Annotated in this window: 9 protein-coding genes; 3 read left to right on the top strand and 6 right to left on the bottom strand. The window is 71.7% G+C overall.

What is annotated here, in order from left to right:
• Positions 1-7: 7 nt before the first annotated feature.
• Both PKE99_RS03820 and PKE99_RS03815 read right to left on the bottom strand, forming a co-directional pair.
• Positions 8-871: an MBL fold metallo-hydrolase gene (locus PKE99_RS03820; RefSeq protein WP_037039910.1), complete on the bottom strand. Its 864-nt coding sequence runs from the start codon at positions 869-871 to the stop codon at positions 8-10.
• Entirely contained in the window at positions 868-1,254 is a 387-nt protein-coding gene (locus PKE99_RS03815; RefSeq protein WP_051736666.1) for a cupin domain-containing protein, read from the bottom strand. Before PKE99_RS03815 ends, PKE99_RS03820 begins: the two co-directional genes overlap by 4 nt.
• A gap of 457 nt (positions 1,255-1,711) precedes the next feature.
• On the opposite strand from PKE99_RS03815, the gene hutH reads away from it, so the two are divergent.
• Positions 1,712-3,205, top strand: coding sequence for a histidine ammonia-lyase (gene hutH / locus PKE99_RS03810; RefSeq protein ID WP_425566465.1), 1,494 nt, complete (start codon positions 1,712-1,714; stop codon positions 3,203-3,205).
• 21 nt (positions 3,206-3,226) lie between these two features.
• Here hutH and hutI read toward each other — a convergent pair whose 3' ends face one another.
• From hutI to hutU, 4 genes are read right to left on the bottom strand one after another with little or no spacing between them, the layout of a single operon-like run.
• Complete coding sequence (hutI, locus tag PKE99_RS03805; protein ID WP_037039901.1) at positions 3,227-4,405, bottom strand: imidazolonepropionase; 1,179 nt, start codon at positions 4,403-4,405, stop codon at positions 3,227-3,229.
• Positions 4,402-5,832, bottom strand: a complete 1,431-nt coding sequence (locus tag PKE99_RS03800; protein ID WP_081923690.1) for a formimidoylglutamate deiminase — start codon at positions 5,830-5,832, stop codon at positions 4,402-4,404. The genes hutI and PKE99_RS03800 overlap by 4 nt, the downstream gene beginning before the upstream one ends.
• The gene (locus PKE99_RS03795; protein ID WP_037039900.1) at positions 5,829-7,055 is read right to left on the bottom strand and encodes an allantoate amidohydrolase; all 1,227 of its coding nucleotides are present in this window, start codon (positions 7,053-7,055) and stop codon (positions 5,829-5,831) included. The genes PKE99_RS03800 and PKE99_RS03795 overlap by 4 nt, the downstream gene beginning before the upstream one ends.
• Positions 7,052-8,719, bottom strand: a complete 1,668-nt coding sequence (gene hutU, locus PKE99_RS03790) for a urocanate hydratase (protein WP_037039898.1) — start codon at positions 8,717-8,719, stop codon at positions 7,052-7,054. Before hutU ends, PKE99_RS03795 begins: the two co-directional genes overlap by 4 nt.
• Before the next feature lie 213 nt (positions 8,720-8,932).
• Between hutU and PKE99_RS03785 the strand changes: the two genes are divergently transcribed.
• Both PKE99_RS03785 and hmgA read left to right on the top strand, forming a co-directional pair.
• Complete coding sequence (locus PKE99_RS03785) at positions 8,933-10,231, top strand: serine hydrolase domain-containing protein (protein WP_231498020.1); 1,299 nt, start codon at positions 8,933-8,935, stop codon at positions 10,229-10,231.
• A 134-nt stretch (positions 10,232-10,365) separates the two neighbouring features.
• Positions 10,366-11,697, top strand: coding sequence for a homogentisate 1,2-dioxygenase (gene hmgA / locus PKE99_RS03780; RefSeq protein WP_037039897.1), 1,332 nt, complete (start codon positions 10,366-10,368; stop codon positions 11,695-11,697).
• Positions 11,698-11,730 lie beyond the last annotated feature (33 nt).

Here is an 11,730-nt window from a genome sequence, read left to right as displayed (position 1 = left end):
GGCGGCCCTAACGCGCCGCGAGGTCGGGCCTCTCGCGGAGGTCCTCGTAGATGCGCTCGATGGAACGCCGCTGGAACATCTCGATGAGGTCGTCGGGGTAGCCGACGTAGTCCTCGGTGTCGACGTGGATGTTGTCGGGGAACCGGATCTCCGCACTGGCCTGCTCGCGGTCCACACCCCGGCCGATCGCATCGGCGACCTGCCCCACCACCTCACGTCCCCAGTCGCGGTAGCGCTCGAGCACGCCGCGGTCGGCCACCTCACCGTGCCCGGGGACCAGCACGTCGAAGTCGTACGACGCGACCTCCTCGATCGCGTCGAACCAGTCCCACAGCCGGGAGTCCTGGAAGGACGGCAGGCCGGCCTCGCAGACGATGTCGCCGGTGAAGACGACCCCGTCCTCGGGCACGTAGGCGATGAGGCTGTTCGCGGTGTGCCCCGGCTGGAAGCTCAGCTCCAGGTGGACGTCCGCGAGGTGCAGGTCCAGGGCGTCCGAGAACACCACCGTGGGCACCCGGACCCGGTAGGTGTCCAGCAGTGCGACGGCCTCCGGGTCGATCCGGGCGAAGAGGCCCGCGAGGTAGTCGTGGCTCGGCGCCTCGTGCAGCAGCCGTTCCCGCGTACCCCGGTGCGAGACGACCTCGCCGCCCTGCCAGAAGTTGCCGATCGTGTGGTCCGGGTGATGGTCGGTGTTGACCACGAACCGCGTGGTGCCGAAGCCGTCGACCGTCTTCCGCCAGGCCATCGCATCGGTCGGACGGTGCGGGGTGTCGACCAGCGCCAGGCCCTCGGTACCCACGACGATCGAGTTGTTGCTCCCGAGGTGCGCGGTCTCGACGTGCACGTGCGCACTGATCTGACGGAGGCTCACCGCGTGTCACCCCCGGAAGGCTCGGGCATCGAGGATCCTCCGAGGAAGCCGACCAGGTTCTCGATCCGGGTGGGTGCGAAGACCTCGATGAAGGTCGCCTCACCCTCGATGCTGTGCCCCGAGTGCTCGACGCCCCTCGGGATCACGACGACGTCGCCCTCGGCCAGCACGGTCTTCTCACCACCCACCGTGAAGGCGATCCGCCCGCTGGTCACCACCATCGCCTGCTCGGCGTCCGGGTGCGTGTGCGCGGGCAGCTCCGTCGGGTGCACCCAGCGGATGCGGTTGAGGCCCATCTCCTTGCCGGTCACCGCCGTCCGGAAGTTCCCCGGGAGCACCTCCCGCTCCGGCAGATCCGACCAACTCGACCAGTAGCTGCTCATCGGCGTCACGAATCTCCTTCGACTCGCCCTCCCGGTCGGCAGTCCGAACCGGCGCATGGCGAGGGTCACAGTAAAGCCCACTCTGACAACTGTCAACAGTCTTCAGCGCGGCCCGACCTCACACCCACTCAAACCGACGGCCTGGGCATTTCGCGTTTCTACACACCACCGGGCGGCCCGCGTGTACCCCCTCGCCCGGTAATTCATGCGCCCGGCCGGACAGCTCATGAGGTCTGTACACCCGGGCCCGCGCGCCCGGCGCCCGGCGCCCGGCGCGACGCTGCCGGAAGTCGGATCTGGCGGGCGGGTCGGCTGGTCCGCACACTGCGGAGGTGGCGCGTCCGCGAGGGAGCACGCCGGAGGCGGGCGAGAGGAGTGGTGCGCCGTGGCTTCGCTGGATGCAGGCGCGGACGTCCGCCCAGTCGTCGTCGGGGGCAGGCCGCTGACGGTGCCCGAGGTGGTTGCGGTGGCTCGGCACGACGCCCGGGTCGAGATCGACGCCACCGCCGCGGCGCCGATGTCCGTCGCGCGGGCGGCCGTCGATGAGCTCGCCGCGTCCGACCGCGCGATCTACGGGGTGTCCACGGGCTTCGGTGCGCTGGCCACGACCAGGATCGGCAGTGCCTCGCGGGACGCGCTGCAGCACGCACTGGTCCGGTCCCATGCAGCGGGCACCGGCCCGGAGGTCGAGCGCGAGGTCGTCCGTGCCCTGATGCTCCTGCGGCTGCAGACCTTCACGACCGGCCACACGGGTGTGCGGTCCGAGGTGGCCGATCGGTACAGGGCGATGCTGAACCTCGGACTGACGCCGGTGGTCCACGAGTACGGCTCCCTCGGCTGCTCCGGCGACCTCGCTCCGCTCGCGCACTGCGCCCTTGCCGCCCTCGGAGAAGGCCAGGTCCGCACGAGCGACGGCGACGTCGTGCCGGGTGGGGAGGCGCTGGCCGCGCACGGCCTCGAGCCGCTCCGGCTGGCGGCCAAGGAGGGGCTGGCCCTCGTCAACGGGACGGACGGCATGCTCGGGATGCTCGCCCTGGCCGTCCACGACCTCGGCGCGCTCTTCACCGCTGCCGACGTCGCGGCGGCGATGAGCGTGGAAGCCCTGCTGGGCACGGACCGTGTCTTCGCGCCGGAGTTGCAGGGCGTGCGGCCCCATCCCGGGCAGGTGGCCTCGGCGCAGAACCTGCACCGTCTGCTCGCCGGCTCCGCGATCGTGGAGAGCCATCGTGGCGAGGACTGCAGCGTGGTGCAGGACGCCTACTCGTTGCGCTGTGCGCCCCAGGTCGCCGGAGCGGCGCGAGCCACCCTCCAGCACGCCGCGGACGTTGCCGCGATCGAGCTGGGGAGCGCTATCGACAACCCCGTGGTGCTCCCGGACGGGCGCGTGGAGAGCAACGGGAACTTCCATGGAGCCCCCGTCGGCTACGTCCTGGACTTCCTCGCCATCGCCGCGGCCGACATGGCGTCGATCAGCGAGCGACGCACCGACCGCCTGCTCGACCCGAGCCGTTCGCACGGGCTGCCGGCCTTCCTGGCGGGGTCGCCCGGCATCGACTCCGGCATGATGATCGCCCAGTACGCCCAGGCGGCGATGGTCAGCGAGCTCAAGCGCCTGGCGAACCCCGCGAGCGTCGACTCCATCCCCTCCTCCGCGATGCAGGAGGACCACGTGTCGATGGGCTGGTCGGCCGGACGGAAGCTGCGCAGGGCCATCGATGCCCTGCAGCGTGTGATCGGCATCGAGATCCTCGCCGCCGCACGCGGGCTGGAACTCCGCGCCCCGCTCGAGCCCGGGGCCGCATCGACGGCGGTCGTGATGCTGCTGCGCCAGAGCATCGCCGGGGTCGGCCCCGACCGGTGGCTCTCCCCCGAACTCGAGCAGGTCACCGAGCTGGTCCGTCGTGGTGACGTCGTGCGAGCGGCCGAGTCCGCAGTCGGCCCCCTCCGGTAGCCGCCGACGCGGTCCGCCCCGTCACGTGGGCACCACGGCTCCTGCGAGTACGACGCTGCCGATCAGCGGGACTCCGGGGCGGTAGGCGAGATGGATGTAGGACGGCGCCCTGAGCGTGAGGAAGTCGGCTCGTCGTCCCGGTGCGAGGACGCCGACGTCGCTGCGACGTAGTGCCGCCGCGCCGCCACAGGTGGCCGACCACAGGGCCTCGGCAGGGCTGAGTCCCATGTCGCGAACCGCCAGCGCGATGCAGAAGGCCATGCTGGAGGTGTAGGAGCTGCCGGGGTTGCAGTCGGTGGCCAGCGCGACCGTGACTCCGGCGTCGATCATCCGTCTGCCGTCGGGCCACGGTGAGCGCGTCGAGAACTCGACGCCGGGCAACAAGGTGGCGACGGTGACGTCACGGGCCGCGGCCAGGGCTTCGAGGTCGTCGTCGGAGACGAAGGTGCAGTGGTCGACGGAGGCCGCCTCCAGCTGGACCGCCAGTGCGATGCCTCGGCCGAGTTGCAGCTGGCCGGCGTGGAGGCGCGGTTGCAGTCCGCGTTCTGCCGCGGCCTCGAGGATCGCGCGGGCCTCGTCGGCGTCGAAGGCTCCCCGGTCGCAGAACACGTCGGCCCACTTGGCCAGCGGGGCGCACGCGTCGAGCATGGGCCCGCGGACGAGATCCACGTAGTCGTCCCGGCGCCCCTGGTACTCCGGCGGCACGACATGGGCGCCGAGGAAGGTCAGCTCGGAGGTGGCCCGAGCCGCGATCCTCAGCGACCGGGCCTCGTCGTCGACCGTCAGGCCGTACCCGCTCTTGCACTCGACGGTCGTGGTGCCTTGGGCCAGCATCTCCTGCCGAAGCGCGGTGACGGTGGCGCGCAGGGCCTGGTCGTTCGCTCGACGGGTCGCCCGCACAGTGGTCTGGATGCCGCCGGCCTCGTACCTGGCTCCCGTCATGCGCGCGGCGAACTCCTCCGCCCGGTCGCCGGCGAAGACCAGATGGGCGTGGGAGTCGACGAATCCGGGGACCACCGCGCACCCGCCGACGTCGACGAGTTGATCCGCTGCCGGGGCCGCCCTCCCGGGGCCGACCCACGCGACCCGGTCGGCGTCGACCAGCACGGCCGCGTCGCGGACCAGGCCCAACCGCGACCCGTCGCCCTGCGTCGGGTCGTTCGTGGTCAGCTCTCCGATGTTCGTGAACAGCACCGTCACCGCACGGCCCCCTCCTGCGTGCTGTACCCCTCGAACAACAGGGCCGCTGCGTCGGCCAGCCGGCGGGACACATCCGTCACCGTCAGGTGTCGCCGGTCCCGGACCACCGTCCGCCCGTCGACGACGACGTCGGTCACGTCGGCGGCGGTAGCCGCGAAGACCGCGGTCTCGGCTCGCGGGCCGCCGCCCGCGGTCCGGACGGATTCCATGTCGACCGCGACCAGGTCGGCGCGGTGTCCGGGACCGATGAGGCCGGCGTCGGGCCGGCCCAGGGCGTGCTGGCCGTCCGACGTCGCCGACTTCAACAGCAGGTCGGCCGGGAAGATCCCGCGCTCGCGGCTCCGCAGTCGTTCGTCGAGCTCGACCGCGCGCGCCTCCTCGAACAGGTCGATGACGGCGTGGCTGTCGGAGCCCAGGGAGAAGAGGCCGGCCGAGCGGGCGAGGAGGGCGGACGCGGGCCCGATGCCGTCGCCGAGGTCGCGTTCGGTCGTCGGGCAGAAGCAGACCCCGGTGGCGGTGGAGTCGAGCATCGCCAGGTCGGACTCGGTCAGGTGCGTCGCGTGCACGGCGGTGGTGCGCGGACCGAGGACGCCGGCGTCGTGGAGCAGGGCTGTCGGGGTTCGTCCGTGGACGGCCAGGCACTGCTCCACCTCAGCCGTCTGCTCCGAGGAGTGCACGTGCAAGGGGGCGCGGTGGGCGTCGGCCCACTCGACGACCGGGGGCATGTGCTGGAGCGGGACGCCGCGCACCGAATGCAGGGCCGCGCCGACGATCACGGTGTCCGAGCCGCTGAACTCGCGACGAAGGAGGTCGACGCGCTCCGCCCAACGCTCGCCGGAGCCGTCCCCGAAGCGACGTTGCAGGTCGCCGAGCGGTGATCCGTCCACGCCCGAGCTCAGGTAGCAGGTGTCGAGGAGGGTCAGACGCACGCCTGCCGCCGCTGCGGCGTCGACCAGTGCCCGGCCCATGGCGTTGGGGTCGTCGTAGGGCACCCCGCGGGCGTCGTGGTGCAGGTAGTGGAACTCGCCGACCGAGGTCACCCCGGCCAGTGCCATCTCCGTGAAGACCGCCGTGGCGAGCTCCCGGTAGGTGTCGGGGTCGAGCCTGTTCGCCGCCTGGTACATGAGGTCGCGCCAGGTCCAGAAAGAGCCTCGGTCGCGCTGCGTGCGTGCACGCAGTGCCCGCTGGAAGGCATGCGAGTGCACGTTCGCCAGACCGGGGAGGACCAGCCCGCGCAGGGCGGGGACGGCAGCGGGGCGCTCGACGCCGGGCACGACACGGGAGAAGCGTCCTTCGGCGACCGTGACGAGGACGCCGTGTTCCACGGGCCCGCCCAGCCATGCGTGCTCGCACCACCACTGCCCCTCCGGGTCGTCTGCCTGCGACGCACGGGCTGGCCGGCGCAAGGCGTCCGACGGCGATGTCATGCCGCTGCCCACTCCTTCATCAGCGCGGCGAGTGCCGTCACCCCGAGGTGGCAGTCGGACGGTTCGGCATGCTCGTCGGGCGCGTGGGACACGCCCGTCGGGTTGCGCACGAACACCATCGCGCTGGGCACGACCGTGGACAGGACGCCGGCGTCATGGCCGGCGGCGGTCGCCAGGACCGGGACGTCGCCGAAGGCCGTCAGCGCCCGGACGATGCGGTCGCGCACCGCGTGCGGGAACTCCACGATCGGGGACTCGGACTCGGCCCTGACCTGGAGCCGCACACCTTCGGCGTCGGCGTGCTCCGCGGCGTCGGTGAAGATCTCCCGGGTGAGGAGATCCAGCTCGGTCTGCGATCCCGCGCGCGCGTCCAGCCAGCTCTCCACCGACGAGGCGATGGCGTTGGCCCCGTTCGGCTGCACGCTCAGCTTGCCGAAGGTCGCCACGCACCCGTGCTGGACGGCGCGCGACCGCGCCGACGCCACGGAGGCTGCGTAGGCCAGCATCGGGTCGCGCCGATCCACCATCCGTGTCGCGCCCGCGTGGTTGGCCTGCCCGGTGAAGGACAGCCGCCACCGTCCGTGGGGCCAGATCGACGAGGCCACCGCCAAGGGACGGTCCAGCAGGTCCAGCGCCCGTCCCTGCTCCACGTGCAGCTCGACGAAGACCCCGACCCGGTCACGCAGGCGCCGATCCCGGCCGACCGACCCCGGGTCGCGGCCCGTGGCCTCGAGCACCTCGGCCAGCGTGCGGCCGTCGGGGTCACGCAGGCCCAAGGCGCGCTCCGGCGCGAGCGCACCGGTCGACAGCTGCGAGCCGACGCACGCGACACCGAAGCGGGCCCCCTCCTCGTCGGAGAAGGCGACGACGCCGATCGGGGTCCTCGGCTCGACGCCGGCCTCCTGCAGCTGCGTGACGGCAGCGAACGCCGACACCACGCCCAGCGGCCCGTCGAAGGCACCTCCGTCGGGCACGGAGTCCAGGTGCGAGCCGGTGACGAAGGCGTCCCGTGGGTCGCCGGCCCAGCCCGGCGGGAACCACCAGGCCCACAGGTTCCCGTTGCGGTCCTGCTCGGTGCTCATCCCGCGCCGGTCGGCGCAGTCGACGAACCACTGTCGCAGGACCAGGTCCGGCTCGGTCCAGGCGAAGCGTCGGTAGCCGCCGAGCCGCCCGACCCGTCCGATCCCGGCGATCTCCGACCAGAGCGTCTCGAACTCCGTCATCCGTCGTCCCGCATCGGGATGCGCACCCCTCGCTCCGCGGCGACCTCGGCGGCGTGGGCGTATCCGGCGTCGACGTGGCGGATGACTCCCGTCCCGGGATCGTTGGTCAGCACGCGGGCGAGCTTCTGCGCGGCCAGCTCGGTCCCGTCGGCGACGGTCACCTGCCCGGCGTGGATGGACCGGCCCATGCCGACACCGCCGCCGTGGTGGATGGACACCCAGGTGGCACCGGACGAGGTGTTGACCAGGGCGTTCAGCAGCGGCCAGTCCGCCACGGCGTCCGATCCGTCGATCATGGCCTCGGTCTCGCGGTACGGCGAGGCGACGGACCCGGAGTCGAGATGGTCGCGCCCGATGGCGACCGGCGCACTCAGCTCCCCGGCGGCCACCATCTCGTTGAAGCGGAGCCCGGCACGGTGGCGCTCCCCGTAGCCGAGCCAGCAGATGCGGGCGGGAAGCCCCTGGAAGGCGACCTTCTCGCCGGCCATCGTGATCCACCGCCGCAGGTGCTCGTTGTCCGGGAACAGCTCGAGGATCGCCCGGTCGGTCGCCTCGATGTCCGTCGGGTCGCCGGACAGTGCGGCCCACCGGAACGGGCCCAGCCCCTCCTCGAACAGCGGCCGGATGTAGGCCGGCACGAAACCGGGGTAGTCGAAGGCCCGCGGGTAGCCGCCCTTGCGGGCCTCGTCGCGGATCGAGTTCCCGTAGTCGAAGACCTCGGCCCCACGGTCCAGGAAGCCGACCATCGCCTCGACATGGGCGGCCATGGACAGCCGGGCCTGCTCGGTGAACCACGCGGGGTCCTTCTCCGCGGTCGTCCTCATGTCCTCGAAGGCGACGCCACGGGGCAGGTACGAGAGGGGGTCGTGGGCCGACGTCTGGTCGGTGACCACGTCGATCGGCGCGTCCCGGGCGAGGAGCTGCGGGAACACCTCGGCCGCGTTGCCGACCAGGCCGATGGACAGCGGCCGGCGGGCGTCGCGGGCGGTGACCGCGCGACGCAGCGCGTCCTCGACGTCCCTTGCGCGGACGTCGAGGTACCGGTGCTCGATACGGCGGTCGATGCGTGTCCGGTCGCAGTCGACGCAGATGACCACGCCGTCGTTCATGGTGACCGCGAGCGGCTGGGCGCCACCCATGCCTCCCACGCCGGCGGTCAGCGTGATGGTGCCGGCGAGCGAGCCGCCGAAGCGCTTGCGGGCGACCGCACCGAAGGTCTCGAAGGTGCCCTGGAGGATGCCCTGGGTGCCGATGTAGATCCAGGAGCCGGCCGTCATCTGGCCGTACATCATCAGGCCGGCCGCCTCCAGCTTGCGGAAGTGCTCCCAGTTCGCCCAGTCCCCCACCAGGTTCGAGTTCGCGAGCAACACGCGCGGGGCCCACTCGTGCGTGCGGAGGATCCCCACCGGCTTGCCGGACTGGACGAGGAGGGTCTCGTCGTCCTCCAGCTCCCGCAGCGAGGCGACGATGGCGTCGAACGCGGCCCAGTTGCGGGCCGCTCGACCGGTCCCGCCGTAGACCACGAGCTCGTCGGGGTGCTCGGCCACCTCGGGGTCGAGGTTGTTCATCAGCATCCGCAGCGCCGCTTCCTGCTGCCAGCCCTTGCACGACAGCTGCGGGCCGCGGGCCGCGCGCACGGTACGCGCAGCGGATGTGTCAGTCATCGGAACCGCCCCGGTTCGAGTGGCGTGTGGTGCTGTTAGTGGACCTCACATCCCCTCGCGCGCTCTACCTCGACGGGGTGCTCACCGTCCCGGATCCGGGACTGCGCCGGCCCCGCCGAGGCGCAGGACAGGCCACCGGAGTGCGGGTAAGGTTCTCCACCCGATCGACGACCCGGGAATGACCGCCGAACGGGGCCGTCGAGGCCTGCTGCCATGCACGACGCTCTCGAGCTGGAGGCGGCGATGGACGGCGTGACCAGAGGGGTGCCGCTGCGCACGCTCCTCGTGCTGTCGTGTGTCCTCGGCCTGTGCCTTGCGTGCACGTCCGGCACCGCGCCGTCGTCCTCGACGTCGAGCGGCGGCCCGTCGTCGGCGTCGACGGACCCGGCCAAGGCCGATGCGGTGATGAAGGTCGTCAAGGACGCCATGGCCGACGCCCATCTGCGAGCCGTGATCGTCAGCGTCACCCTCGACGGCAAGGAGATCACCACCCAGGCCGTCGGCGAGTCGATGCCCGGCGTGCCCGCGACGACGGACATGCACTTCCGCAACGGCGCCGTGGCCATCTCGTACGTCTCCACCGCGCTGCTGCAGCTCGTCGACGAGAAGAAGGTGAGCCTCGACGACAAGGTCTCGACGTGGCTGCCCGACATCCCCTACACGGACAAGGTGACCCTCGGCCAACTGGCCCAGATGACCTCGGGCTACGTGGACTACGTGACCACCCCCGAGCTGGACGACGCGCAGTACGCGAACCCGTTCCGGACCGTCACCCCCGAGGAGCTCATCGCGATCAGCACCGCACACCCGCTCCTCTACGAGCCCGGGACGAACTGGAACTACTCGCACACCAACTACGTCATCCTCGGACTCGCCCTCGAGAAGATCACGGGGCAGGACGTCGCCTCGCTCCTGCAGCAGAAGGTGCTGGGCCCCCTCGGGCTGCACGACACGACCGACCCGGGAACACCGGCGATCCCGGAGCCCGCGCTGCACGCCTACACGTCCGAGCGCCGTCAGGCGCTCAAGATTCCCGCCGGCACGCCCTTCTACGAGGAGTCGACCTACTGGAACCCGTCGTGGACGATCACCCACGGAGCCATCCAGACCACCGACATCCACGACCTGAACGCCACGGCCGTGGCCATCGGCTCGGGCACGCTCCTGTCGCCGGAGTCCTACCAGAAGATGCTGACCAAGGACCTGATCGGCAGGACGACGACCCTGCCCGGATGCACGACCTGCCACCCGCAGTCGCCCGCCTACACCTACGGGCTCGGGATCGTCTCCTCCGGCAACTGGGTGTTGCAGAACCCGCTGTTCTCCGGTGAGGCCGGCGCCTACGCCTACCTGCCCTCGCAGAAGGTCGCCATCGCCGTCGCCGTCACCTTCGACCAGGCCGCCTTCGACCCGACCACGGGCGGCTACAAGAACTCCGCCGACGTCCTGTGGCGGAAGATCGCCGCGACGCTCGTCCCCGGCGACGCCCCACCGATGCCGCCCGGAAGCTGATCCGGGCATTCCTGGCGACGAGCGGTGCTCCGGCCCCACGGCGGGGATGCGCCTCGTGATCGTCGTCGACGCCGGCACGCACCTCTGACACCCTCGAACCGACTCGCACATTCGACCGACGAAGGAGAAGGTCGATGACCAGCACCCTGCCCTCGCCCGCCGCCGCGCAGGCCACCGGAGCGGAGCTGACCTACGCGTCCGGGTTCGGCAACGAGCACGCCACCGAAGCGGTGCCCGGGGCGCTCCCGGTGGGCCGCAACTCCCCCCAGCGCGCCCCGCTCGGGCTCTACGCCGAGCAGCACAGCGCCACCGCGTTCACCGAGCCCCGCGCGGTCAACCGGCGTAGCTGGGTGTACCGGATCCGGCCCTCGGCCGCGCATCCGCCGTTCCGCCGCATCGACACCGGCCTGCTGCGTTCGGCCCCGGACACCACCGGGATCACCGACCCCAACCGGCTGCGCTGGGACCCGCTGCCCCTGCCCGGCCAGCCCACCGACTTCGTCGACGGCCTCTACACCGTCGGGGTCAACGGCGACGTCCGCCAGCGCGCCGGCATCGGCATCCACCTCTACGCCGCGGACCGGTCGATGACCGACCGCTACTTCGTCAACGCCGACGGCGAGCTCCTGATCGTCCCCCAGCAGGGTGCCCTGCTGCTGCACACCGAGTACGGCCGCCTGCACGTCGCGCCCGGGGAGATCGCCGTCATCGGCCGCGGTGTCCGGTTCCGCGTCGAGCTGCCCGACGGCCCCGCCCGCGGCTACGTCTGCGAGAACTACGGCCAGCCCTTCGTCCTGCCCGAACTCGGCCCCATCGGCGCCAACGGCCTGGCCAACCCGCGCGACTTCCTCTACCCCGTCGCCGCCTACGAGGACCGCGAGGAGACCGTCCGGGTCGTGCAGAAGTACGCCGGCGCGCTGTGGGCCGCCGACTACGACCACTCCCCGCTCGACGTCGTGGCCTGGCACGGCACCCATTCCGCCTACAAGTACGACACCGCCCGGTTCAACGTCCTGGGCACGGTCTCCTACGACCACCCGGACCCGTCGATCTACACGGTGCTCACCTCACCCACCGACACGCCCGGTCAGGCGAACGCGGACTTCGTCGTCTTCGCCCCGCGGTGGCTCGTCGGCGAGGACACCTTCCGCCCGCCCTGGTACCACCGCAACATCATGAGCGAGTTCATGGGCCTGGTCCACGGCGTGTACGACGCCAAGGCCGAAGGGTTCCTGCCCGGCGGCGCCAGCCTGCACAACATGTGGAGCGCCCACGGCCCCGACGCCGAGACCTACCGCAAGGCCAGCGCCGCCGAGCTCGCACCCCAGAAGATCGCCGACACCCTCGCCTTCATGTTCGAGACCCGCTGGCCCATCACGGTCCCCGACTTCGCGCACGCCGCGGTCCACCGCCAGTCCGACTACGACGGCGTCTGGGCCGGGATCGAACGAGGCTTCGAGCGCTGACCTCGTGCGTCGGCCCCGCCTCGCTCGGTCACC

Origin of the sequence: Pseudonocardia halophobica, assembly GCF_027922425.1 — a bacterium.
Classification (GTDB): domain Bacteria; phylum Actinomycetota; class Actinomycetes; order Mycobacteriales; family Pseudonocardiaceae; genus Pseudonocardia; species Pseudonocardia halophobica.
The sequence above is the reverse complement of the archived record's forward strand: the minus strand, read 5'-3'. Positions and strand labels throughout refer to the sequence as shown.